The organism is Sinorhizobium sp. KGO-5 (assembly GCF_036245905.1).
Taxonomy (GTDB): domain Bacteria; phylum Pseudomonadota; class Alphaproteobacteria; order Rhizobiales; family Rhizobiaceae; genus Sinorhizobium; species Sinorhizobium meliloti_A.
Genome location: NZ_BDIZ01000003.1, coordinates 738,237 through 761,887, shown reverse-complemented (window position 1 = coordinate 761,887; position 23,651 = coordinate 738,237). Strand labels below are relative to the sequence as shown.

20 protein-coding genes and 2 pseudogenes are annotated in these 23,651 nt (G+C 63.3%); 19 read left to right on the top strand and 3 right to left on the bottom strand.

The features are described from left to right. The first annotated feature begins 96 nt into the window (after positions 1-96). From BHD07_RS17625 to BHD07_RS17565, 13 genes and pseudogenes are all read left to right on the top strand, one after another. A complete protein-coding gene (locus BHD07_RS17625; RefSeq protein ID WP_338282046.1) occupies positions 97-660 on the top strand; it encodes a hypothetical protein in 564 nt (187 codons plus the stop codon). Positions 661-691: 31 nt separating this feature from the next. Beyond that, positions 692-2,749, top strand: coding sequence for a hypothetical protein (locus tag BHD07_RS17620; RefSeq protein WP_338282045.1), 2,058 nt, complete (start codon positions 692-694; stop codon positions 2,747-2,749). Between the two features lie 238 nt (positions 2,750-2,987). Next, positions 2,988-3,326 carry an ArsR/SmtB family transcription factor gene (locus tag BHD07_RS17615; protein ID WP_018096111.1) on the top strand — a complete coding sequence of 113 codons (339 nt, stop codon included), beginning with the start codon at positions 2,988-2,990 and terminating at the stop codon, positions 3,324-3,326. A 32-nt stretch (positions 3,327-3,358) separates the two neighbouring features. Beyond that, complete coding sequence (locus BHD07_RS17610) at positions 3,359-3,823, top strand: SRPBCC family protein (protein WP_275599490.1); 465 nt, start codon at positions 3,359-3,361, stop codon at positions 3,821-3,823. After that, the gene (locus tag BHD07_RS17605; RefSeq protein ID WP_324764486.1) at positions 3,820-4,269 is read left to right on the top strand and encodes a GFA family protein; all 450 of its coding nucleotides are present in this window, start codon (positions 3,820-3,822) and stop codon (positions 4,267-4,269) included. Before BHD07_RS17610 ends, BHD07_RS17605 begins: the two co-directional genes overlap by 4 nt. A 210-nt stretch (positions 4,270-4,479) precedes the next feature. After that, positions 4,480-5,772, top strand: a complete 1,293-nt coding sequence (gene urtA, locus BHD07_RS17600; protein ID WP_018096114.1) for an urea ABC transporter substrate-binding protein — start codon at positions 4,480-4,482, stop codon at positions 5,770-5,772. A gap of 142 nt (positions 5,773-5,914) precedes the next feature. Further along, positions 5,915-7,528 (top strand): urea ABC transporter permease subunit UrtB, encoded by a 1,614-nt coding sequence (urtB, locus tag BHD07_RS17595; protein WP_338282042.1) that lies wholly within the window; start codon positions 5,915-5,917, stop codon positions 7,526-7,528. Further along, on the top strand, positions 7,525-8,700 hold the full coding sequence (gene urtC / locus BHD07_RS17590; protein WP_338282040.1) for an urea ABC transporter permease subunit UrtC: 1,176 nt from the start codon (positions 7,525-7,527) through the stop codon (positions 8,698-8,700). The genes urtB and urtC overlap by 4 nt, the downstream gene beginning before the upstream one ends. 5 nt (positions 8,701-8,705) lie before the next feature. Beyond that, on the top strand, positions 8,706-9,458 hold the full coding sequence (gene urtD, locus BHD07_RS17585) for an urea ABC transporter ATP-binding protein UrtD (RefSeq protein WP_100671184.1): 753 nt from the start codon (positions 8,706-8,708) through the stop codon (positions 9,456-9,458). A gap of 18 nt (positions 9,459-9,476) precedes the next feature. Continuing rightward, positions 9,477-10,172, top strand: coding sequence for an urea ABC transporter ATP-binding subunit UrtE (urtE, locus tag BHD07_RS17580; protein ID WP_338282036.1), 696 nt, complete (start codon positions 9,477-9,479; stop codon positions 10,170-10,172). A gap of 366 nt (positions 10,173-10,538) precedes the next feature. Then, the gene (locus BHD07_RS17575) at positions 10,539-10,967 is read left to right on the top strand and encodes a hypothetical protein (RefSeq protein WP_338282034.1); all 429 of its coding nucleotides are present in this window, start codon (positions 10,539-10,541) and stop codon (positions 10,965-10,967) included. Positions 10,968-11,115: 148 nt separating this feature from the next. Next, positions 11,116-11,302: pseudogene (locus tag BHD07_RS17570) on the top strand (ABC transporter permease); the annotation flags it as partial. A 62-nt stretch (positions 11,303-11,364) separates the two neighbouring features. Next, a complete protein-coding gene (locus BHD07_RS17565) occupies positions 11,365-12,351 on the top strand; it encodes a substrate-binding domain-containing protein (protein ID WP_324764491.1) in 987 nt (328 codons plus the stop codon). On the opposite strand, the gene repB is transcribed toward BHD07_RS17565, so the two are convergent. Further along, positions 12,348-13,409, bottom strand: a complete 1,062-nt coding sequence (repB, locus tag BHD07_RS17560) for a plasmid partitioning protein RepB (RefSeq protein WP_338282029.1) — start codon at positions 13,407-13,409, stop codon at positions 12,348-12,350. The two genes, BHD07_RS17565 and repB, sit on opposite strands and share 4 nt — an antisense overlap. Before the next feature lie 3 nt (positions 13,410-13,412). After that, positions 13,413-14,660: a plasmid partitioning protein RepA gene (gene repA / locus BHD07_RS17555; protein WP_338282027.1), complete on the bottom strand. Its 1,248-nt coding sequence runs from the start codon at positions 14,658-14,660 to the stop codon at positions 13,413-13,415. A 347-nt stretch (positions 14,661-15,007) separates the two neighbouring features. Between repA and BHD07_RS17550 the strand changes: the two genes are divergently transcribed. Genes BHD07_RS17550 through BHD07_RS17530 form a run of 5 tightly spaced genes read left to right on the top strand, consistent with a single transcriptional unit; the run spans position 15,008 to position 20,032 of the window. Continuing rightward, positions 15,008-15,844: a metallophosphoesterase family protein gene (locus BHD07_RS17550; RefSeq protein WP_338282025.1), complete on the top strand. Its 837-nt coding sequence runs from the start codon at positions 15,008-15,010 to the stop codon at positions 15,842-15,844. Next, positions 15,841-17,007: an ABC transporter ATP-binding protein gene (locus BHD07_RS17545; protein ID WP_338282023.1), complete on the top strand. Its 1,167-nt coding sequence runs from the start codon at positions 15,841-15,843 to the stop codon at positions 17,005-17,007. The genes BHD07_RS17550 and BHD07_RS17545 overlap by 4 nt, the downstream gene beginning before the upstream one ends. After that, positions 17,000-17,911, top strand: a complete 912-nt coding sequence (locus tag BHD07_RS17540; protein WP_275599479.1) for a carbohydrate ABC transporter permease — start codon at positions 17,000-17,002, stop codon at positions 17,909-17,911. Before BHD07_RS17545 ends, BHD07_RS17540 begins: the two co-directional genes overlap by 8 nt. Then, complete coding sequence (locus BHD07_RS17535; RefSeq protein WP_275599478.1) at positions 17,908-18,744, top strand: carbohydrate ABC transporter permease; 837 nt, start codon at positions 17,908-17,910, stop codon at positions 18,742-18,744. Before BHD07_RS17540 ends, BHD07_RS17535 begins: the two co-directional genes overlap by 4 nt. Before the next feature lie 22 nt (positions 18,745-18,766). Beyond that, complete coding sequence (locus BHD07_RS17530; RefSeq protein ID WP_338282020.1) at positions 18,767-20,032, top strand: ABC transporter substrate-binding protein; 1,266 nt, start codon at positions 18,767-18,769, stop codon at positions 20,030-20,032. Between the two features lie 60 nt (positions 20,033-20,092). Here the strand turns inward: BHD07_RS17530 and BHD07_RS17525 are convergent. Then, positions 20,093-20,483: pseudogene (locus tag BHD07_RS17525) on the bottom strand (DoxX family protein). 328 nt (positions 20,484-20,811) lie between these two features. Between BHD07_RS17525 and BHD07_RS17520 the strand changes: the two are divergent. Next, entirely contained in the window at positions 20,812-23,649 is a 2,838-nt protein-coding gene (locus BHD07_RS17520; protein ID WP_338282018.1) for a DNA translocase FtsK, read from the top strand. Positions 23,650-23,651 lie beyond the last annotated feature (2 nt).

Sequence of the window (23,651 nt, the reverse complement as noted above, 5' to 3'; positions counted from 1 at the left end):
CGCGTTCTCACGCGCTTTGACAGATGGCGTCCAAATACTTTGCAGTCTTCTCGCTTTTCCTGGGCTGGAATGCCCATAACGCAATTAGGTGTTCCCATGCACAACACTATCAAATGTTTGGTGCCAGCGGCAGTCCTGACGTTTGGCATGCCTGTCGTCGGGGCCGCGCAAGATTGCCCCACCGCGGAAGAATGGAAGGACGCGCCCGCGTTCAGCAATGTCACCAACGAGCACCGAAATGCCCTCAGCGATTTGATGGCGCGGTACACCTGGGCCATGAACAACAGGGAAATAGGCGCTCTGAAGAATCTTTTTGCCGACAGCGGATCCTATGTGTTCTGTCAAATGGGAAAGTCGACGGCCGACGAGAGTTACAGTTCGAAAGACGGCATAGGGAGACATTTCGAAGACGTATTTGGACCGTTATCGGACAATGGTCTTTATACGAAACGAATTCTAAGTGGATTTATTATCGACAATCGCGGAACTGATCTAAACGTGACCATGAGCGTTATTGTATTCATCAAGAATTTCGACTCGAATTTGCCTCAGTTAGACTACTTGGCCGACCTATTCGTCACGGTGGAAAGAGGAACTTTTCTGATAAAGAGGCTTGTGGTTACACCGGCCGATGGTCGGATCAGCATAAGAGCGAGATAAGCGGCCGAGGCGTAGCCGAGAGAAGGCCACGATGCTGAAATACCTGCTCTTGTTCGTGTCGTTGAACGCGCAGACGGCCGCGTTTGCTGCTGAAGCGGTAGACTTCAGCCTCGTTGCGGAGGCTATGCGGCGCCGGCCTGAGTGCGCCACAAGCGTGAACTGCGAGGCGTCTACCGGATGTCTCGTTCCTCCCCCGGAGCTGGTCGAGCCCGGGCAGGCCGCGGCCACAGCCGAACGCTCGACTCCTCGCCGGACGAACCACGAAACATTCCACGCCTGTCGCGAGATGGTGTTGCGATTACGGTCGGCCGAAGCCATCGTTCGTGACCTGGTTTCACGGCTATGGCCTTCCGACCGCGCGAACGGTTTCGCGACGACATTGGAGGCCTGGAACCGTGAAGTCTCTTGGGCGCCGGCCTCCGCAACGGAAAGGCCAGTCACCAAGTTCGGCGACGAGCTGCGCGCCGTATTCGGACCTCTGCCGGAAGGCAATTGCCTCGCTGAAGATTCGAGGCGTCTCGGTCTGGAAGTGGGCGGCAATCTTGTGGAGCTGAGGCCCAATCCGTCGAAGTCGAACGCGCTGGAGTTCGAGCACCTCGATACGTTCGGCAGACATGTCAAATGGACCGACCGGATCGACAGATGCGACAAGCCTTCGCTTGCAGGGGTGACTTATTGCGGGATGAACTCCCGTCTGAGGCGCGTCGTGCGCGGCGCTGTGGAGTGGGTGTTCCTTTGCAGGAAGTCATCCAGGAACCTCGAGCTTAGCACCGATCCCTACTGGCGGGAGGGGGATCCGCGGTTCGCCCTTTATGGCGCGATCGGTTTCAACGAGATGACGGGGGAGGTCTCCTTCATCGACGGGAGGAAAGACCGCGAAGTCTTCGATTGGAGAGAAACGTTTCCGCCGCCCGGTGGCGCATCCTACTCCGACGTTGAAGGCAGAGCCCGCACAGAAGATCTGTACGACAGGTCGTTCAGGGTCGATTGCTTCGCATGCCACGACAACAAGGAACCCCATGTCATCGACCCGCACGTCAAGCAGGCGAGGGTCGGTTATCGTCACGGCTGGGACGACGAGAGCTCCATCGCTTTTGGCCTCGGAGCGTTTCTGCCGAGAAGGAAAGGGCGGGCAGAAGCTCCGTTCCGCGTCGTAGGATCCAGCTACACGGCGGCTCGACGGGGGCGAATGACGGAAGCAAAGATCGTCTCCATGCCGGGACATCCGTGCACCTCGTGCCATGTCTTGACGACGCAGGAGACGGGCCAGCGCTTTGCCGCTGACGCCGCTGGAAAGAAGCCGACGGCGATACTCTCTCCCGAGCGGGCACTGCCGCTTCTCGGCCAGCGAAAATTTCTGGCGGTGGTGGGCGAGCACCGCACGGCATGGGCGACGAGAAGCGGTGCAGGCAAGATCCACCCATGGATGCTGCCCCATTATGGCGGCGACCTGTCCGAACAATCGCCCCCGATTACCGACGCCGAATGGCGGGCGCTCAGTCAATGCCTGTGGAGCGCCGGCGGAGAGGAGTGCGGATACAGACCGCTCTACACGGCATGCCCCAGCCCGGGGCGCAACGGCGACGGCTACAGTCCCCAGGAACTTTCCACCGAGATCGTTTCACCGGTCTCCCCGCGAGACGGTTTCGACCGGGCGATACGGCTGAAGTGGAAATATCTGAACGGCTATGGAAAGGTGCCCGAACGCGACGACGTGCGTTTTCACATCGCCGTCAAAAAGAAGTCTTTGTCCGGGACGGCTCCTGCGCACGCCGAAGACTACCCGACCATGGCGGAGGCCAGGGGTGATCAATTCCAAGCCGTCACGGGGGAGGTCGGCACGTCCGGCTCTGCGATCCTCCTGAAGGACGCGTCCTTCATCGGCCATCGCAAGTGGACGGATCCGCTGCCCGCCAGCATGCCGCGGGATTACAGCATCGAAATCCCGGCGAGCTGCGGCGAGCGGTACCTGTTCCGCATCCTGCCGAAGCGCTTCTGCTTCGACTACAACGGCATCGCCTACGGCACCGAGGAACACCTCATCCATGCCGACGTGGTTTGCGCTCCGCGTTCGGCCGGCATGCGTTGATCGGTTGCACCGCACCCCCCGCAACCGCAACGTCGCTAAACTCCCGCGCCAGAGCGCCCAGTGTTCATTAAACACCGAAGCTCTCCAAGCCTTTGAATCTGCCTACTTCCGCACCGTAGGCACTCCTCCTGGAGGTGCTCTAGCGAGAACACCCGCCCATTGCAGATCCCAGCTCTTGACAGAACGCCACGCTACTGCAAAAAACCATCAAGTTAATTAACCTGATGGTTTATCAATGTTGGACCAACTCAGCAGCACCCTCTCGGCATTGGCCGACCCGACCCGCCGCGCCATCGTTGCGCGCCTCGCCGCCGGCGAGGCGACGGTGAACGAACTTGCTGCTCCGTTCGATATGAGCCTGCCGGCGGTTTCCAAACATCTGAAGGTCTTGGAACGTGCGGGGCTGATATCCCGGGGCCGCAACGCCCAATGGCGGCCCTGCCGGCTGGAGGCGGCGCCGCTCAAGGAAATCGCCGATTGGGTCGAGCGCTACCGCCACTTCTGGGAAGGCAGTTTCGACCGGCTCGACAGCTATCTTCACGAGTTGCAGCGCAACGAAAAATCGGATCACGACTGAACCGGGTTCGCCCGACCGCAAGGGAGAAGATCATGAATGCCCCGTCTCCGAAGGAAGAGATCGCGCTCACCATCACGCGTGTCTTCGACGCGCCCGCCAAACTCGTCTTCAAAGCCTGGACCACACCCGAACACCTGGTGCGCTGGTGGGGCCCGAAGGACTTCACGGTGCCCGCGATCACTGTGGATTTCCGTGAAGGCGGCGCCTGGCGCGGCTGTATCCGCTCGCCTGAGGGCCAGGACTACTGGGCGCACGGCATCTATCGCGAGATCGTGGACCCGAGCCGTATCGTCCTCAGCTTCGCCTGGGAAGAGGAGGGCGCCATCGACACGCTGATCACGGTCACCCTTGAGGACGTGGCGGGCGGCACGCGTCTCACCTTCCGCCAGGCGCCGTTCACGAGCGCCGAGAGCCGCGATTCTCATGCGGAAGGATGGGGCGAGTGCATGGACCGGCTCGTCTCCTATGTCGCTGCCCGGAAGGAGGAACTGCAATGAAGAAAACCTATCACGGGAGCTGCCACTGCGGCGCGGTGCGCTTTTCCGCAAAACTCGACCTTGCGCCGGAGGGAAAACGCTCCCCAGCGCCGCGGCCTGGTGTGTGGTGGACGACGACCTTCCGCTGCAACTGTTCCTCCTGCCTCAAGACGCGTTTCTGGAAGGTGTTCGTCACGCCCGAGGATTTCTCCTTGCTTTCCGGCGAAGAGGCGTTGGCGGAGTACCGCTTCGGCGAGCGCATGATCCGCCACGTGTTCTGCCGGCACTGCGGCGTCCACCCCTTAGGCAGCGCCGACTTCGAGATCATGGGCGGGCCGTTCCATGCGGTGAATATCGCCTGTCTCGACGACGCGACCGACGAGGAGTTGGCGAATGCCCCAATCGTTTATGAGGACGGGCGCCATGATGCATGGGACCGGCCACCCGCGGTGACGGCCTATTTGTGAGGAGCGTGCCGCTCCTTCGCGTCTGCCGCGGTAGCGACCTGGATCCGCGGCAGAAACCCCGGGCAGTAAGCCCAAGCTTCCTTCTTCCCCCCGCCACCTACGTAGAATGACGTATGTGCAGTGCAGCGCGGCTGCCCGATGATCCCCGAGCAACGGCCATGGAGAACGGCCACTTGCCTTGCGGCGATCAGAACAAGGGGGTTCAATTAGATGACTATCAGGGCACGCGTCACCGGCGCATTTCTCGCTGCCGTCCTTTCGACGACGGCGTTCAACGGCGCCTTTGCGGCCGACGACACGATCAAGGTCGGCATCCTGCATTCGCTTTCCGGCACCATGGCGATCTCCGAAACGACGCTCAAGGACGCCATGCTGATGCTGATCGAGGAGCAGAACAAGAAGGGCGGCCTGCTCGGCAAGAAGCTGGAAGCGGTCGTCGTCGACCCGGCCTCGGACTGGCCGCTCTTTGCCGAAAAGGCGCGCGAGCTCGTCTCCGTCGACAAGGTGTCCGCCGTCTTCGGCTGCTGGACGTCGGTGTCGCGCAAATCCGTGCTGCCGGTCTTCGAAGAGCTGAATTCCATCCTCTTCTATCCGGTCCAGTACGAGGGCGAGGAAAGCCAGCGCAACGTCTTCTATACGGGCGCTGCTCCCAATCAGCAGGCTATTCCCGCCGTCGACTATCTGATGGAGAACGAGGAAGTCGAGCGCTGGGTGCTCGCCGGCACCGATTACGTCTATCCGCGCACGACCAACAAGATCCTCGAGGCCTACCTGATCTCCAAGGGCGTCGCGCCCGAGGACATCATGATCAACTACACGCCTTTCGGCCATTCCGACTGGCAGACGATCGTTTCCGACATCAAGAAGTTCGGCTCGGCCGGCAAGAAGACCGCGGTCGTCTCGACAATCAATGGCGACGCCAACGTGCCGTTCTACAAGGAGCTTGCCAACCAGGGCATCAAGGCCGAGGACATCCCGGTCGTCGCCTTCTCTGTCGGCGAGGAGGAACTTGCCGGCCTCGATACCGGGCCGCTCGTCGGACACCTCGCTGCCTGGAACTATTTCCAGTCGGTCGACAACCCGGCCAATGCCGAGTTCATCGAGACCTGGCAGGCCTACACCAAGAACGACAAGCGGGTGACCAACGACCCGATGGAAGCCCATTATATCGGCTTCAACATGTGGCTGAAGGCGGTCGAGAAGGCCGGCACGACGGATACCGATGCCGTGCTCGACGCCATGATCGGGGTCTCGGTACCGAACCTCTCGGGCGGCTATTCGACGATGATGCCGAACCACCACATCACCAAGCCCGTGCTGATCGGCGAGATCCAGTCCGACGGCCAGTTCGAAACGGTCTGGGAAACGCCCGGCCTCGTCGTCGGCGACGAATGGTCGGACTACCTGCCGGACTCGAAGGACCTGATCTCCGATTGGCGCGCGCCCATGTCCTGCGGCAACTTCAATGTGGCTACCGGCAAGTGCGGCGGCAAGGGCTCCTGATTTCATGACGAAAGACTTGCTAAGGGAGCGGCCCGAGTCGGGTCGCTCCCCCGAACGCCTCTTTTCATGACGAACCGCTAGCTCGAAATCCCCTCCGTCCGAATGCGTCCCTTCGGACGGAGGACTGCAAGGCGAGAGACGAATGTACCGCATCATCCAAACCGTGCTGGCTGCCCTGTTCCTCTTCGTTGCGATGGCTCCGGGGCTTCGCGCGGAAGAGGGACTGCGCGATCTGGTGAACGCGCTCGGCGAGGCGAAGCTGTCCGAGATGGACGAACACATCGCGGCACTGGCAAGAACCGGAAAGCCCGAAGCCGTCGCCATCCTCGAGGCGCTCGGTGAAGGCGGGCTCTATGCCCGCAAGGCGGACGGCCAGGTCTTCCTGACGAAGGAGAGCGGTTCGAACCTGACCCTCACGGATCCGATCTCCGGCGACAGCGCCGGCGAAGCGCCGAAGGCGGCACTTTCGAAGATCAGGGTGAACAACAGCGTGCGGCGCGCCGTGCGCACCGCCCTCGGCAGTCTGACGCTCCTCAGTCCCGATCGAAATCAGCGGCTCAGGGCTGCGCAGTCGGTGCTGCAATCGCCCGATCCCGACGCGCTTGGCGCCATCGAGAATGCGCTGGCTGCCGAGAAGGACGGAGCCGTTCGCGCGGTCCTCGAACAGGCGCGCGCCGCGATGCTTCTTCTCTCCAACCGGCCGGTCGAGGAGAAGAAGGAGGCGGTGCGGCTGCTGGAGGAAAGCGGCGGCCGCGAGGCGCTGCCGATCCTTTCTGCCGCGCTCGGCTCCGCCGACGAAAGCCTGAAGCCGGACATCGAGGCGGCGCTCGCCAGCATCGAACAGGCGCAAGCCTTCTGGAATGCGGGCCAGAACATATGGTACGGCCTGTCGCTGGGCTCGGTGCTGCTGCTTGCGGCGATCGGCCTCGCCATCACCTTCGGAGTCATGGGCATCATCAACATGGCGCATGGCGAGATGGTGATGCTCGGCGCCTATACGACGTTCCTCGTTCAAGATGTCGTGCGCACCTCCTTTCCTCATCTTTTCGATTGGTCCCTGGCAATCGCGCTGCCGCTCGCCTTCCTTGTCACAGGCGCCGTGGGCCTCGCGCTGGAACGCGGCGTCATCCGCTTCCTCTACGGTCGCCCGCTCGAAACGCTGCTTGCCACCTGGGGCATATCGCTCATCCTGCAGCAGACGGTGCGGACGATCTTCGGCCCCACCAACCGCGAAGTCGGCAATCCGTCCTGGATGTCCGGCGCCTTCGAGATCGGCGGACTGGCGATCACCTGGAACCGCCTCTGGATCATCGTCTTTGCGCTTGCCGTGTTTGCAGCACTTCTCTTTCTGCTCAAGAAGACGCCGATGGGCCTGCAGATGCGCGCCGTAACGCAAAACCGGCGCATGGCCTCCTCCATGGGCATCCGCACGCCCTGGGTCGATGCGCTGACCTTCGCGCTCGGCTCCGGCATTGCGGGCATTGCGGGTGTGGCGCTTTCGCAGATCGACAACGTCTCGCCGAACCTCGGGCAGGGTTACATCATCGACAGCTTCATGGTCGTGGTCTTCGGCGGCGTCGGCAATCTCTGGGGAACGCTTGTCGGCGCCTTCTCGCTCGGCATCCTCAACAAGTTCCTCGAGCCCTACGCCGGCGCCGTGCTCGGCAAGATCCTCGTGCTCGTGCTGATCATCCTCTTCATCCAGAAGCGGCCGCGGGGGCTCTTCGCACTCAAGGGCCGGGCGGTGGAAGCATGATCACCTCGTTTCTCGTCAAATCGCTGGATCGGACCATCGTCACGGCCGTCGCGATCCTGCTGGCACTGGCCGTCACCGTTCCCGCGCTCAACCTCCTGACCGCCCCGGACCACCCGCTGCATGTGCCGACCTATTTGGTTTCACTCTTCGGCAAGTACCTGACCTATGCGCTCCTGGCTCTGGCGCTCGATCTCGTCTGGGGTTTCTGCGGCATTCTCTCGCTCGGGCACGCTGCCTTCTTCGCGCTCGGGGGCTATGCCATGGGCATGTATCTGATGCGCCAGATCGGTTCACGCGGCTCCTACGGCAATCCGCTGCTGCCGGACTTCATGGTCTTTCTCAACTGGAAGGAGCTGCCCTGGTTCTGGCACGGCTTCGACATGTTCTGGTTCGCAGCGCTGATGGTGGTGCTGGTGCCGGGCCTCCTTGCCTTCGTCTTCGGCTGGTTCGCCTTCCGATCGCGCGTCAACGGGGTCTATCTCTCGATCATCACCCAGGCGATGACCTATGCGCTGCTGCTCGCCTTCTTCCGCAACGACATGGGTTTCGGCGGCAATAACGGGCTCACGGATTTCAAGGACATCCTGGGCTTCAACATCCAGGCCGACGGAACGCGTGCGGCGCTTTTCGCCGCCTCCGCGCTGGCGCTCGCCGTTTCGCTCGTCGTCACCTCTGGCATCGTCCGCTCGAAATTCGGAAAGGTGCTGGTGGCGCTGCGCGATGCGGAAAGCCGCACCCGCTTCCTCGGCTATCGCGTCGAGCACATGAAGCTCTTCGCCTTCACGGTCTCGGCCATGATGGCAGGCGTCGCCGGCGCGCTCTACGTACCGCAGGTCGGCATCATCAATCCGGGCGAGTTCGCCCCCGCCAATTCGATCGAGGTGGTCATATGGACGGCGGTCGGCGGGCGCGGCACGCTGATCGGACCGATCGTCGGCGCGATCCTCGTCAACGGCGGAAAAAGCATCTTCACCGCCGCCTTCCCCGAATTCTGGCTCTTTGCGCTCGGCGGGCTCTTCGTCCTCGTCACGCTTTTCCTGCCGAAGGGGGTGGTCGGCACGGCGCAGAACTATCTGGCAAGCCGGCGCGCTTCCGACGCGGCGGCCCGGAAGCAAAGCGAGAGCGAAAAATCTGCGACCCTTGCGGCCGCCGAAACGATGGCCGCGGAGTGATCGCCATGACCGGAAAGAAGCCCAGGAACCTGCTCTATCTCGATGGCGTCTCCGTTTCCTTCGATGGTTTCAAGGCGCTGAACTCGCTCTCCTTCGTCGTGGAGCCGGGGGAACTGCGCGCCATCATCGGCCCCAATGGCGCCGGCAAGACGACGATGATGGACATCATCACCGGCAAGACGCGGCCGGATGAGGGCGAGGTCTTCTTCAAGGGCGACATCGACCTCACCAGGAGGGACGAAGCGGCAATCGCCGAACTCGGCATCGGCCGCAAGTTCCAGAAGCCGACCGTCTTCGAGAACCATACCGTCTGGGACAATCTGGAGCTGGCGCTGAACCGCAGCCGCGGCGTCTTCGCGACGCTGTTCTATCGGCTGACGAGAGAGGACGAGAGCCGCATCGAGGAGATCCTTTCGACGGTGAGGCTCACGGCGCGCCGGGACGAACTCGCCGCCAATCTTTCGCATGGGCAGAAGCAATGGCTGGAGATCGGCATGCTGCTCGCCCAGGAACCGGAACTCCTGCTCGTCGACGAGCCGGTCGCCGGGATGACCGATGCGGAGACGGCGGAGACCGCGATCCTGCTCAAGGAGATCGCCAGGACGCGCTCGGTGATCGTCGTCGAGCACGACATGGGCTTCATCCGCGATCTCGGCGTCAAGGTGACCTGCCTTGCGGAAGGTTCGGTGCTGGCGGAAGGCTCGATCGATTTCGTCAGCAACGATCCGAAGGTGATCGAGAACTATCTCGGCCGATGAGCGGGAGGAATTGAACCGATGCTGAACGTCGAAAACGTCAGCCTGCATTACGGCGCCGCCCAGGCGCTTCGCGACGTCTCGTTCAAGGCGGAGATGGGCAAGATCACCTGCGTGCTCGGCCGCAACGGCGTCGGCAAGTCGAGCCTGCTCAGGGCCGTCACCGGCCAGCATGCGGTGACGAGCGGCACGATCTCTTTCAACGGCACGCCGCTCGACGGCATGGCGCCCTTCCGACGCGCCAAGCAGGGCGTCGGCTACGTGCCGCAGGGCCGCGAGATATTTCCCCTGCTGACGGTGAAGGAGAATCTCGAAACCGGATTCGCCCCGCTGAGGCGGGCTCAACGCTCGATCCCCGACGACATCTTCAGCCTGTTTCCGGTACTTCAAACCATGCTCGGCCGGCGGGGCGGCGACCTTTCGGGCGGCCAGCAGCAGCAGCTCGCGATCGCCCGCGCTCTCGTGACACGCCCGAAAATCCTGGTGCTGGACGAGCCGACCGAGGGCATCCAGCCGTCGATCATCAAGGACATCGGCCGCGCGATCAAATATTTGCGGGATTCGACCGGCATGGCGATCCTGCTCGTGGAGCAATATCTCGATTTCTGTCGCGAGCTTGCCGACCACGTCTATATCATAGACCGCGGGGCTTTCGTGCATGAGGGGCCGCCGGAGACGCTCGACACGCCGCAGGCGCGCCGGCATCTAACCGTTTGAAGCCGCATAACGAGCCTGCGCGCGGTTTTCCACAGACCCGAAAATAGCCGGCAAAGTCAATGGTTTGGACCGAAGACCTGATCTCAGCGTCGCCTGCGGGCGACGGAAAAATCCACTTCTTTTGTGGATTGCGTTTGCCCGCTCAAGCGCTTTGACCCATACTGCACATGCATGTTCGATGATTGCTCCTGCGTGGTTCTTCGACCGGAACCGGTCGAAGGGTTAGCCCATGCAGCAGTTCAAAGTGTCACGGCGCGTTCCATGTCTCCGGACGAAACATGGTGCCGTGGCGAGTTTCGCAATCACATCCCGCTGACAGAATTGGCCATTTCGCGTTTCCGGCCTATCCAATCGGAGGAGACCCTAATGACGAATTTCCTGCCCGCCCTTCACGAAGGGCACGCCCCCATTACGCTCCAGACGCTCTTCAAGGACGCCCTCGAAGCCTATGACGATTGGGAGGAGGGCATGCCCGAACCCATCGTTTCCTTCGAGGACAAGGTGCTTCCGGTCAGTGCCGTTTTCGAATGGATGAGACCCTGCACGGACCTCATGCCGGCCAATATGATCGGTATAGTCACCGATCGGCTGACGAAGCCCTGGAGCGGCGCCGGACCGCTGGACGCAATGACCTTCTCGACCGCCGCCCGGGTCATGTCCATTCTGGTGCGGCGGCGCTTGAGACGCTTCGGGCGCGGCTCCATCGAGGCCTTTGCCGACCGCTTCAGCCATCCGATGCATTCCGTTCCGTCGCAATCGCCGGATTCGGCGGGATCTCGATCGGCACGCTTATAAAGCCACCGCCCGCGACCGTGGCGATGCCCGATATGGTCATCGTTGCGGCCGTGCTGCGCAGTCCCCCGCCGGTCGCGCCTGCCGTCGCCGCTGCCGGCCTCGGCTATCCGGGTGCCTTTGGCGCCATTTGCGTCGGTGTGCTTCGTTCGTGCTGCTCGCAGGCTATGCGTCCAAGGCGGCCCAGGCGATGGGGACGCATATCACCTGCCGTCGATTGCGGCGGTCGTGCTCGGAGGCACGTCGATCCCCGGCGGCGGGACTCCTATCTCGGCACGGCAGCAGGCGTCATCCTGATCACGCTCCTGCTTTACGGCCCCGCGCCGCCGAGCCGCTAGAGCCCTTTCATAAACCGGCACCTTCAATCCGCTGTCATGAAACCGCGATAGGGCGTCGGCGGATGGCGACGCTGCAACAGATAGCTTTTCATGCCGGCTGCTCGCTGGCGACGGTCTCACGCGTCTTGCGGGGCGAGGGGCCGGCGAGCGGCGAAATGGTGCGCCGCGTGCGCCGCGCAGCTGCCGAACTCGGCTACAGACCGGTGCCTTCCGCGGGCGCAAATAGCGGGCGCAGCCGCCCGGTCGTCGGCGTGCTGGTGCCGAGCGTGACCAACCCGGTCTTCGCGGCGTCGCTGGCGGGCATACAGCACCGCATGCAGACCGCGTCGCATGGCGTTCTGATCGCCCAATCGAACTACGATTCTTCGGCGGAAGTCCGCGCCGTCGCTGCACTTCTGGAGCAGCGCCCGACCGGGCTCATTCTGACCCTCTGCAACGCCGAGACCAGCGAGGCGCTCTCGGCCGCGCTGCCGCCGACGATCCTTCTCAACAATCGGCCGGTCCCGCGTTTTCCAGCCGCCGTGACCGTCGACAATTACCGGGCAGGATACGAGATCACCAAACACATTCTCGCCCATCGCCACCGCCGCATCCAGTTCGTCTCAGGCTATTTCGCCTCGTCCGACCGCGCGCACCTGCGCTACGCCGGCCATTCAGCGGCGATGCGGGACGGCGGGTATTCGGCACTTCCGGCGCTCCAAATCCCCTTCGTCGACGGCTACCAAGATCTGGAGCTTTCCCAGGCCATCGAAAAGCATGCGCCAACGGCGATTGTCGCATCCAACGACCTCCTGGCGCTGGGGGTAATCGCCGCGCTCCGGCGCGAAGGCCTCTCCGTTCCCGAAGACGTTTCCGTCGCCGGTTTCGACGGAATCGCGATCGGCCGGCTGATGAAGCCGTCGCTCACGACCGTGGCGATGCCGGATGCGGACATGGGTGTCGCCGCGGCCGCCATGCTGCTCGACATCGCTGAAAACAGCGTGCAATGCCGCCACCTTTGCCTCGACTACCGGCTTTATCCCGGCGAGACGGTGAGGATGGCGGGCTAAGTCTTCTGATTCTCGACGAAGGCAGCATGCCACTTGGCGAGCATCGACACGGCTTCCTGGACGACGGCCGGATGGGTGCCGGGCAGGAACTCGATCCTCGGTGCTTTGCCGTCACGCTTCAGCCGCGCGAAGACCCGCCCCTTAGCATCTTTCAGCTCCTCCGGCTTTTCCGGTTCCGGCTTGTCGCTTTGCGACAGGCGATTGAAGACGAGCTGAAAGCGCTGGTCTGAATCGACGGCGCGGAAGCGTGGCGAAGCGATCTCGTCCTGGGCTCTGGCGCGCGCCTCTTGCCTTTCAAGCAGCGTCCCGATCGCCCTCCAGCGCTCGCGTCCGGCCTTCGGCGCCGGGCCGATGGCGCGGGCGACTTCGTGCGGCACGCCGTCCGCCACCTGCAGGAGGCGCGAAAGCTCGCTTTTCTGCACCGCGAGCGCATCGCCGATCACCTTGCGGTCGAAGCCGCGCGCTACGAGCGCAGCGGCGAAAAGCGCCCGTTCGATGAAAGAAAGGTTGCGCCGCTCGGCATTTTCCTTGCCTTGGGCAAGCACGAGCTCGTCATCGGTCAGCGTCCGGACGATCGCCTTTACCTGGAGCTCGAGCCGGCGCACCGCCTTCAGGCGCCGGTGGCCGTAGGCGGTCTGGTAATGGCCACGCTTTTCCGGGTGCGGCCGCACGAGGATCGGCGATTGCTGGCCGTTCTCGCGAATGCTCTCGACGAGCGCGAGGAAATCCGCATCGTCTACCTCGCCATCGGTCAGCCGATCCTCGACGAAGGAGCTTTCGACCAAAGCCGGATCGAGCGAAACGACGCGTTCTCCCTGGGTCAACGCCTCCCTGAGCACCCGTGCTTCCTCGGCCTCGCGGGTGATGCTGCCGAGAGAAAGCCCCATGGCCTTCACTGCGCCGGAAGCCGCACGGGGCGCATCGAGTGGGGCGGCCGGCCTGGCGTTGACAGGTGTCAACTCGGCCGGCGCCGCTTCGGCGGGGGCCTGCTGATCGCCGGCAGGCGCGCTTCCCGAAAACAGCGCCCGCAACTCGTTTTTCCGGTTGTTACCAGCCATGACTCAGCGCCCCCATGCCGCGTGAATGAGAGCCTCGATCTCGCCGTTGACCGCGTTCAGCGATTCGATCGCGCGATCATAGGTCGCGCGGGTGAAATTCTCCCGGCCGACCTCGTAGAGCGTCTGCTTGGTGAGACCTGCATCCGAGATCGCGGTCGATTTTACCATGGCGGAGGTCAGCACCCGGTCGCCGAAGAGCGAGCGCATGAAGCCGACGATCTGCGCCTGCGGTCCGTCATTCGGCTCGAATCGGGTGACGAGATAGCGCAGGAAATCGAAATTGAGCTCGCCGCCGGCCTCGCGCACCACGCTGAGCAGGTCCGAAGTCATGTAGAGGAACTGGTTCATCGATGCGACGTCGAGCATCTGCGGATGCACGGTGACGATGACCGACGTCGAAGCGCAGAGCGCCGAGAGCGTCAGGTAGCCGAGCTGCGGCGGGCAGTCGATGACGACGACGTCATAGTCGTCGGCGACGCTTGCCAGCGCCGCCTGCACCCGTGCGAAGAAGAGCGGCCCCGCATCGGCACCGCTCTGCCGCGCACTGAGCGCCTGCGGCGTCGTGTGTTCGAACTCCTGCAGTTCGAGGTTGCCCGGGACCAGGTCGAGCCCGTCGAAATAGGTCTTGCGGATGATGTCCTTCAGTGGCCGCGCCTCAGCGTCGTAACGGATTGCGCCGTAGAGCGTGTCGTTGCCGGTCAGGTCCAGTTCCGGCTGGTAGCCGAACAGCGCCGAAAGCGATGCCTGTGGGTCGAGGTCGACCGCGAGCACCCGGTGACCGGTCAGAGCGAGATATTGTGCGAGATGGACCGATGAGGTCGTCTTGCCGGAGCCGCCCTTGAAGTTGGTGACCGAGATCACTTGCAGATGCTCGCTTCTCGCGGCATCGCGCCATTTGAGATAACCGCGCGCCTTGGCGCCATTGCCTTTGGCAATCGCCTGCTCGGCCAGATGCCGACGCAGCGCGTTGATATCGGAGAGCGAATAGGAGCGTCGTCCGCCGGCGCCGGTGTCGGGCTGCGGTCCCTCGCCAGCCAGCGACAGCTGGCGCAAGTATCCGTCGGAAACCCCGATGAGCTTGGCTGCCTCGCCGGAGGTGAAGCTCCGGAGCGTCTTCCTCGCCGTCGGCGCAAAAAGCCGGTCTCGCATCGCCTTCAGCTGTTCGGAAAGCGCCCGCGCGTCGGCGGCGATAGCCTCGTCTGCCGGTTTGCGCAATGCCCCGCCGGTCGCTCCTGCCGTCATCATATCCATGGTCTAAACTCCTCGTGCCCGCATGGCGCCTCGCCGCCGTGCAGATGCGCCTGCCGCATTTCCTAACAGGTAATCACTGAGCTACGCCGAAATGTGAAATATGCGGTCTATTCCGTTAGAGGAATGATTCATCCTCTGATTCGCGTCAACCATTTTTCGGAGCGCGCGCTCGGCAAAGCGATAGGCTGGAGATTGAAACTTTCATGGAGAAACTGAAAAACAACTGAGAAAGCCTGTTACCAAACTGACATGGGAGCCCCTTAAAGAGAGCGCCAAAGCGGCGCTGAGCGGGGTACGGCCTCTCATGCATGTCGCCCCTGTCAACACGCGCCGGAGGCCATGCTCCCATGAGGATCGTGCAGATCAGCGATACCCATTTCAGCCCGACAAAATCCCATTTCAACGACAATTGGGAACCCGTTGTCCGCTGGATCGAGACGATCGGCGCCGACTTCGTCGTGCATACGGGCGACCTTACGGTTGACGGCGCGGACCAGGAGGAAGACATCGTCTTCGCGATGGACCTCCTCCGCAGGCTGCCGGTACCGGTGCTGATCGTGCCCGGCAATCACGATGTCGGCCATCTGCCGGGCTCGGATCAGCAGGTCAACGCCTTCCGCCTCGCTCGCTGGCGCAGGCTCGTCGGCCCGGATTTCTGGTTCTCCGATCACGGTGGCTGGCGGCTCATCGGCCTCGACAGCCTTCTTCTCGGCTTCGACGACGCGGAAGAGGAGAGGCAGTTCCGCTGGCTGGCGGATGCACTTGAGAGCCGCGACGGCCGCCCCGTCGCTATCTTCGCCCATAAGCCGCTTTTCGTCGACGATCCGGCGGAAGGCGATACCGGCTATTGGAGCGTGCGGCCGAAACAGCGGCAGCGGCTTTACGGGCTGATGGCGGAGAACGATGTCAAGCTCCATGCGAGCGGTCATCTACACTGGGCCTGGCAAGGCCATCATGCCGGCACCGACCTCGTATGGGCGCCGCCGACCTCCTTCATCATCGACAAGCTGGAGCGGGAAATGCCCGGCGAGCGCCTCGTAGGCGCGGTTGTCCACCACCTGGGCGAAGGACGCATCGACAGCGAGATCGTTGCGGTGCCCGGGCTGAAGCCTTACGTCCTGGATCACATGGTGGAAGAGGTCTATCCGCAGGCCGCGAAGAAGCTCGTGGGAGCGGCGCGATGAGCATTCTTTCGCTCCGCGGCATCGCCAAGTCCTTCGCCGGCAATGCGATCCTCAAGGGCGTGAGCCTCGAAGCGGAGGAGGGCGAATTCGTCGCGCTCGTCGGACCCTCCGGCTGCGGCAAGAGCACGCTTCTCCGCATCGTCGCGGGATTGGATCATGCGGATCGCGGCGAGATCGTCATCGGCGGCCGCGAGGTCTCCCCGGTCGCAGCCGCCGACCGTAACGTCGCCATGGTGTTCCAGTCCTACGCCCTTTATCCGCATCTGACCGCCGGCCAGAACATCGCAGTACCCCTCGCCATGCGGCGGCTTTCGGCGGCTGAGCGATTTCCGTTCGTCGGCAATCTTCTTCCCGGTCAGCGCCAGATCCGCGCCGACATCCAGCGGCAGGTTCGCGAGATGGCGTCCTCCCTCAAGATCGACCATCTGCTCGATCGCAAACCCGGACAGATGTCGGGCGGCCAGCGCCAGCGTGTGGCGCTCGCTCGCGCCATGGTCCGCCGCCCTAGCGTCTTCCTGATGGATGAGCCGCTCTCCAACCTCGACGCGAATCTGCGGGTTCATGCCCGCAGCGAGATCGTCGAGTTGCACCGGCGCGCCGGCGTGCCGACGCTCTATGTCACGCACGACCAGTCCGAGGCGTTGTCTATGGCCGACAGGGTGGCGGTGATGATCGGGGGCACGCTCCTGCAACTGGCGTCGCCCAGGGAAATCTACGACGATCCCGCCCATGTCGAGGTCGCCCGCTTCCTGGGCCAGCCGCGTATCAACGTGGTGGAAACGCGGATGGATCCGTCGGGCATCGTGCGTTTCGGATCGCTCACGCTGGCTGGCGAGAAGCCGGCTTCGGGCGAGGCGTCGGTGATGCTGGCCGTGCGCCCCGAATTCGTCCGTTTTAGCGGAAATCCGGACGGCATCCTCACGGCGCGCGTAGAGCGGACGGAATTTCTCGGCTCCGAAGTGATCGTGCATGCCCGTCTCGGCGCCATTGGCGAAACGATCGTCGCCAAGATCAGCCCGGCCGAAGCTTCCTCTCTTACCACCGGCATGCCGGTGTCGGTCGAGATCGAACCGGATCGGGCAATGCTCTTCGCCGCCTCGGGCGAGCGGCTGCGGGCAAAGACAGCTGCCGCCGCCGCGGCGCTGGAGAAGGCTCATGGTTAGCATCGCGTCCGATATGCCCATGGCGAGGGCCGACCGGCGCGAAGCGCGGGTCGCCTGGTTGCTCGCCGCTCCCGCGATCGTGCTCTTGTTCCTCTTCATTCTGCTGCCGACATTCGCGGTCGTGCTCCTCGGCTTCACCGATTTCGAGCTCGGCTATGGCGGCTTCCGTTTCGTCGGGTTGGAAAACTACGCGGAACTGATCGGCGACCGCACCTTCCGCCGTTCGCTCTGGAACACGGCCGTCTATACGGCGATCGTCACGCCGGTATCGATCGTGCTGGCGCTGGGCGTCGCGCTCCTGATCGAGGCGGAGACCCGCGCAAAGGCGTTCTTCCGGACCGTCTATTTCCTGCCCGTCGCCTCGCTTCTGGTCGCAATGGCGACGGTCTGGCAATTCCTGTTCCATCCCTCAATCGGGCCGATCAACACCTTCCTGGCACAGCTCGGCATCCCCGGACCGAACTGGCTCGGCGCCTCCGGCACCGTGCTTTACGGGCTTTCGATCATCGGCATCTGGCAGTCGGTGGGCTTCAACATGGTGCTGTTTCTCGCCGGGCTGACCGCGATCCCGGGCGAGCTCTATGCCGCCGCGCAGGTGGACGGCGCGAAATCCCGGCTGGACCGGTTCCGGCTCGTCACCTGGCCGATGCTCGCGCCGACGACGCTCTTCGTCACCACCATCAGCATCATCAATTCCGTCAAGGTCTTCGAGACGGTGAAGACGCTCACCGAAGGCGGGCCGAACAAGGCTTCCGAAGTGCTGCTTTTCACCATCTATCAGGAAGGCTTCGTCTATCTCCGGGTCGGCTATGCCTCGGCGATGACGGTGATCTTTCTCGCGATCCTCGTCGTCCTGATGTTCCTGCAATACCGCGTTCTCGACCGGAAGGTGCATTACGCATGACCGTAAACAGCCTTTCTCCCGGCCGCATCCTGCGGTTCACGCTCCTGTCGCTCGGCGCTCTCATCTTCCTTGCGCCTTACATCTTCATGATCTCGACGGCCGGCAAGGCGCAGAGCGAGATCTTTTCCTCCTCGCTGTCGCTGATCCCGCAGCAATGGTCCTATGTCGAGAACTTCACCAAGGCGCTGTCGCGCGTCTCGATGCCGATCCTGCTTCTGAACGGCGTGATCGTCTGCGCGATGATCTTTATTGTTCAGGTCGTGGTCGCCATTCCCTGCGCCTATGCCATGGCGAAACTCAAGTTCCGCGCCGCACGCCTGATGATGGTGCTGGTGATGCTGGGGCTGCTCGTGCCGATCCATGCGACCGCGCTGCCGCTCTATGTCGCCTTCGACCGGCTGGCAGTGCTCAACAGCTACACGGCACTCGTCGCGCCCTTCTCGATCTCGGTCTTCGCGATCTTCCTGTTCCTGCAGTTTTTCCGTGCCATTCCCGATGATCTGATCCATGCCGCCCGGCTCGACGGCATGTCGGAGATCGGCATCGTCGCACGCGTCGTCGTGCCCAATGCCTGGCCGGCGATCACCGCCTTCGCAATCTTTTCCGTGGTGGCGCACTGGAACGACCTGTTCTGGCCGCTGGTGGTCGTCACCAACCAGAACTACGCCACCCCTCCGCTCGGCCTTCTCTATTTCCGCGCTGCGGAAGCCGGCGACGACTACGGCGCGCTGATGGCGGCCACGCTGATCATTACCCTTCCCCTCGTCGCCGCGTTCCTCGTCGCACAGAAGCGCTTCGTCGAGGGCATAACCATGACCGGTCTCAAGGGCTGATCGGTCGAACCAGGAGAACATCATGAAACATTTCACGCAACTTCTCACCGCCGCGGCGGTGTCGATGACCCTTGCCCTACCAGCCCGGGCCGAAACAGTGCTGACTGTGCATTATCCGATGCCCGGCTTCTTCAAGGACGTGATGGACACGATCTCCAAGAAGTTCATGGAGGAAAATCCGGATATCAAGATCGCCTTCGCCAATCCTTCCGCAACTTACGAGGAGGGGATCCAGACGATCATGCGCCAGGCCGGAACGGCCGAAATGCCCGACATCACCTTCATCGGGCTCAACCGCCTGCGCATGCTCAACGAACGCGACGTCCCGGTCGACCTCGGAGCCTTCATCGCCAAGGATGGCGACATGGCCGAACAGGGCTTCTCGGAGAACATCCTGAAGCTCGCCCAGGTCAACGGCAAGCAGGTGGGCCTTGCCTTCGCGACCTCCAATCCGATCATGTATTACAATGCCGATCTCGTGCGCAAAGCGGGCGGGGATCCGGATACTCCGCCGAAGACCTGGGACGAGGTGATTGCGCTCGGCGGCAAGATCAAGGCGCTCGGCGACGGCGTCGAGGGGATCGACTTCCGCTGGCAGGGCGACGACTGGATGTTCTCCGCTCTCCTCTTCGGCGCTGGCGGCCGCATGCTGACCGAGGACGAGAGCAAGGTCGCTTTCAACGGTCCGGAAGGCAAAAAGGCGATCGAAGTTCTCGACCGAATGGTCAAGGAAGGCGGCCTGCCGGTGCTCACCAAGCAGGCCGGCGAGCAGGCCTTCGTCGCGGGCAAGGTCGGTTTCGCCTTCCAGACGACCGGGGCGCTCCGCAACACGATCAAGAATGTCGGCGAAAAGTTCGACCTGCGCACCGCGGCCATTCCGCGGATCGACCCGGTGAACGGCAAGCTGCCGACCGGCGGCAACGCGGTCGTGATCCTCACGCGCGACGCCGACAAGCAGGACGCTGCGTGGAAGTTCGCCAAGTTCGCGGCCGGCCCCTATGGCGCTTCGGTCGTCGTTCCGGGTACCGGCTACGTCCCGAACAACGAGCTCGCGGCGAAGTCGCCGGAATATCTCGCAAACTTCTACAGGGAAAATCCGCTCTTCCGCGCCGGCCTCGAGCAGATGCCGGTTATGATCCCGTGGTATGCCTTCCCGGGCACGAACGGCGTCAAGGTCACGCAGACGATCGTCGAGAACCTGTCGCGCGTCGTCGAGCAGGCGGCAACCCCCGAGGAGGCGCTGAACGACGCAGCCGCGGAAGTCGAAAGCCTGCTGCCGCGCAGCTGAGCCTTGAACCGCCATTCATAAGCCCGCCTGCGGATCATTATCCTCCGCAGGCGGACCCGTTCAGGCCGGGGCGGTACGTCCGTCCAGGCTGAAGGCACCCGCGCCGAAGGCGGCGATCTGAAGGAAGCCGCCGGTGATCGCCAGGTTCTTCATGAAGTGGATCATTTGGTTCTGGTCGGCGAAGTCGGTGTGAAAGCCGATCGCCGAGGCCAGGGTGAAGGCTGCAAGGATCAGCGCCACCCACCGGGCCCGATAGCCGAGGACGAGGAGGATGCCTGCGCCGATCTCCACGACAAGGGCAATCGCGTAGGGGCAGCCCCGCCGAGGCGATGTAGCCGATCGTGCCGGATGGATCGCCCAGTTTCCCGAAGCCGGAAAGAATAAACATGGCGGCGAGAAGCAGGCGGCCGATGAGGGCCAAGGAGCCTTGAAGTGCGGGATTGTCGCTCATGTGACGTGCCTTTCTTCACTATGGCCTGATCGCGGACGCATACCCGCTCCGGGCCTTCGGAACGGCGGCAGGCGTTCGCTGCTCCATGATTGTAAATGCAGAGCCCGCGGATCGGAAATTTTCCACGGCTGAAACAGAAATTGAACGGAACGGAATTGCATCGTCAAAGCGCGGGAAAGCCTTGCGCCGCGAGCACGGAACAGCACTCGGGAGGGTTTTCAAGGCGGCCCGGCGCCCTTCCGGCGAGGCTCCCGGAAGGAAGTTGTTAACCTTCATTTCCTATTCCGTAGGGCAGCCCCTTCGATGATGAATTTCGAGTTTTCAGGCCATGCGCATTCCCCGGACAAATTTCTCGCCTGCAGCTTTGTATGACGCAAATCACGCGGTTGATTTCGAGGAGCCGCATCCGGTTGCGCAAGGTTCCGCGGACGCTTCGGCGCCTGAGGCGGCCGCTCACGACCATCTGTTCGAAGCACCGGAAGCGCCGCGGCGCGCGCCCGGCCATCGGGACCAGGAGACCGGCTATGCGGGACGCGCCGCGCGCCTCTACGGTCATGGCTCCGCCTATGCTCCGGCCGAGGTTACCGTCTCTACGCGCGATCCGCTTCCCACGCTTGCCGAGATCACCGGCCTATCCGGCGAGCCGAGCTGGGAGAGCCATTTCTTCCTGTCGCCGAACGTGCGCTTCACGCGCACGCCCGAGCGCGAACTCATGAAGCGTCACCCGCCGGCGCCCGAAGAAAGCCGGGCTGAGGCCGACGAAGCCGCGGCGGAAGCATCCGATCCCCAAACGGTGATGGACGCAGTACCGGCCGAACCCGCTCCCGTGGTCGAAACGGAACTGCCGTCCTACAGTCCGTCTGAGCTCCTCCGGGTGCTGACGCAGCAACTGCCCTCCTGGAGCGCTGCACGCTCGCCGGCGCCGGAAGCGGGCACCGCCGAACCGGCAATCACCGAAAACGCGGCCGTGACGGAGGAAGAGCCCGCCACTCCTGAAACGTCATCGGCCCTGCCGGTAGCGGACCAGGTGCCTGTGGTTCCGCATGCACTGCCCGTTGCGAACCTTGCGCCCCGGAGTGCCGGAGTGGAGCAGGATGTGCCCCGGCAGGCAGAAGCGCATCTGGCCTATCTATCCGATTTTGCGTTTTTCGAGTTCATGCCGCTCGAAGCGGCGGCTGTTCCGCCGGCTGCCGCGGAACCTGTGAAGGAAGCCGCGCACCTTCGCGCGCCGGTCGCAGCCGCGCCGAAGGTCTCGCCACCAAAGATCGCCGCCGCGACGCCTGTCGAAATCCGGCCGCAGCCGCCCACGGCGATAAGCTCGCTGTTCCGGGTGGTGGAATGCCGGCGGCCCGAGCCCGCCGCTGCCGAACCGGCTTCGGCCGCGCCGCAGGATCTTGCCGCTGAGCCGGCCGTCGTCGAGACAGCCGCCCCGGTTATAGCCGAAGCACCCGCTTCGGCACCGGCCGAACCCATCGTACCCGCCGTCGTGCCCGCAAGCGAACCGCCTCCCGAAGTGCCGGTGACCAGGGCGGCGATCACCATGCCGGCCGTGATACAGCGTTCGTCGCCGTCTCTGCCGCCGATCGGCGCCATCGAGCCGCTGCAGGGCGGCGACGCCTACGAGTTTCCTTCGAAGGAACTTCTGCAGGAGCCGCCGCAAGGCCAAGGTTTCTTCATGACGCAGGAGCAGCTCGAGCAGAATGCCGGACTGCTCGAAAGCGTGCTCGAGGATTTCGGCGTCAAGGGCGAGATCATCCATGTCCGCCCCGGCCCTGTCGTCACCCTTTACGAATTCGAGCCCGCGCCGGGCGTCAAGTCCTCCCGCGTCATCGGTTTGGCCGACGATATCGCCCGCTCGATGTCGGCGCTCTCTGCCCGCGTCGCGGTGGTGCCCGGCCGCAACGTCATCGGCATCGAGCTGCCGAATGCCACGCGCGAAACCGTCTATTTCCGCGAGCTGATCGAATCCGGCGATTTCCAGAAGACCGGCTGCAAGCTTGCGCTCTGCCTCGGCAAGACGATCGGCGGCGAACCGGTGATCGCCGAACTCGCAAAGATGCCGCATCTGCTCGTCGCCGGCACCACCGGCTCGGGCAAATCGGTGGCGATCAACACCATGATCCTGTCGCTGCTCTACCGGTTAAAGCCGGAAGAATGCCGGCTCATCATGGTCGATCCGAAGATGCTCGAACTCTCCGTCTATGACGGCATCCCGCATCTGCTGACGCCCGTCGTCACGGATCCGAAGAAGGCCGTAATGGCGCTGAAATGGGCGGTGCGCGAGATGGAGGACCGCTATCGCAAGATGTCGCGGCTCGGTGTGCGCAACATCGACGGCTACAACCAGCGCGCGGCGGCCGCGCGGGAAAAAGGCGAGCCGATCCTCGCGACGGTGCAGACCGGTTTCGAGAAGGGCACCGGCGAGCCGCTCTTCGAGCAGCAGGAAATGGACCTTTCGCCGATGCCCTATATCGTCGTCATCGTCGACGAGATGGCCGACCTGATGATGGTCGCCGGCAAGGAGATCGAAGGGGCGATCCAGCGGCTTGCGCAGATGGCGCGTGCCGCCGGCATCCACCTGATCATGGCGACCCAGCGTCCCTCGGTCGACGTCATCACCGGCACGATCAAGGCGAACTTCCCGACCCGCATCTCCTTCCAGGTGACCTCAAAGATCGACAGCCGCACCATCCTCGGCGAGCAGGGGGCCGAACAGCTCCTCGGCCAGGGCGACATGCTGCACATGGCCGGCGGCGGCCGCATTGCCCGCGTCCACGGTCCGTTCGTTTCCGATCAGGAAGTCGAGCATGTGGTCGCGCATCTGAAGACGCAGGGGCGTCCGGAATATCTCGAGACGGTGACGGCGGACGAAGAGGAGGAAGAGGTCGAGGAGGATCAGGGCGCCGTGTTCGACAAGAGCGCGATCGCCGCCGAAGACGGCAACGAGCTCTACGATCAGGCGGTGAAAGTGGTGCTGCGGGACAAGAAGTGCTCGACCTCCTATATCCAGCGCCGCCTCGGCATCGGCTATAACCGCGCCGCCTCGCTGGTCGAACGGATGGAGAAGGACGGTCTCGTCGGCCCGGCGAACCATGTCGGCAAGCGCGAGATCATCTACGGCAACCGCGACAATGCGCCGAAGCCGGAAAGCGACGATCTGGACTGAGT

Excerpts from the sequence above, each read along its gene's own strand:
- BHD07_RS17625 (WP_338282046.1), top strand. The coding sequence starts at position 97 with ATGCACAACACTATCAAATGTTTGGTGCCAGCGGCAGTCCTGACGTTT.
- BHD07_RS17620 (WP_338282045.1), top strand. The coding sequence starts at position 692 with ATGCTGAAATACCTGCTCTTGTTCGTGTCGTTGAACGCGCAGACGGCC.
- BHD07_RS17610 (WP_275599490.1), top strand. The coding sequence starts at position 3,359 with ATGAATGCCCCGTCTCCGAAGGAAGAGATCGCGCTCACCATCACGCGT.
- BHD07_RS17605 (WP_324764486.1), top strand. The coding sequence starts at position 3,820 with ATGAAGAAAACCTATCACGGGAGCTGCCACTGCGGCGCGGTGCGCTTT.
- urtA (WP_018096114.1), top strand. The coding sequence starts at position 4,480 with ATGACTATCAGGGCACGCGTCACCGGCGCATTTCTCGCTGCCGTCCTT.
- urtB (WP_338282042.1), top strand. The coding sequence starts at position 5,915 with ATGTACCGCATCATCCAAACCGTGCTGGCTGCCCTGTTCCTCTTCGTT.
- urtC (WP_338282040.1), top strand. The coding sequence starts at position 7,525 with ATGATCACCTCGTTTCTCGTCAAATCGCTGGATCGGACCATCGTCACG.
- urtD (WP_100671184.1), top strand. The coding sequence starts at position 8,706 with ATGACCGGAAAGAAGCCCAGGAACCTGCTCTATCTCGATGGCGTCTCC.
- urtE (WP_338282036.1), top strand. The coding sequence starts at position 9,477 with ATGCTGAACGTCGAAAACGTCAGCCTGCATTACGGCGCCGCCCAGGCG.
- BHD07_RS17575 (WP_338282034.1), top strand. The coding sequence starts at position 10,539 with ATGACGAATTTCCTGCCCGCCCTTCACGAAGGGCACGCCCCCATTACG.
- BHD07_RS17565 (WP_324764491.1), top strand. The coding sequence starts at position 11,365 with ATGGCGACGCTGCAACAGATAGCTTTTCATGCCGGCTGCTCGCTGGCG.
- repB (WP_338282029.1), bottom strand. The coding sequence starts at position 13,409 with ATGGCTGGTAACAACCGGAAAAACGAGTTGCGGGCGCTGTTTTCGGGA.
- repA (WP_338282027.1), bottom strand. The coding sequence starts at position 14,660 with ATGGATATGATGACGGCAGGAGCGACCGGCGGGGCATTGCGCAAACCG.
- BHD07_RS17550 (WP_338282025.1), top strand. The coding sequence starts at position 15,008 with ATGAGGATCGTGCAGATCAGCGATACCCATTTCAGCCCGACAAAATCC.
- BHD07_RS17545 (WP_338282023.1), top strand. The coding sequence starts at position 15,841 with ATGAGCATTCTTTCGCTCCGCGGCATCGCCAAGTCCTTCGCCGGCAAT.
- BHD07_RS17540 (WP_275599479.1), top strand. The coding sequence starts at position 17,000 with ATGGTTAGCATCGCGTCCGATATGCCCATGGCGAGGGCCGACCGGCGC.
- BHD07_RS17535 (WP_275599478.1), top strand. The coding sequence starts at position 17,908 with ATGACCGTAAACAGCCTTTCTCCCGGCCGCATCCTGCGGTTCACGCTC.
- BHD07_RS17530 (WP_338282020.1), top strand. The coding sequence starts at position 18,767 with ATGAAACATTTCACGCAACTTCTCACCGCCGCGGCGGTGTCGATGACC.
- BHD07_RS17520 (WP_338282018.1), top strand. The coding sequence starts at position 20,812 with ATGCGCATTCCCCGGACAAATTTCTCGCCTGCAGCTTTGTATGACGCA.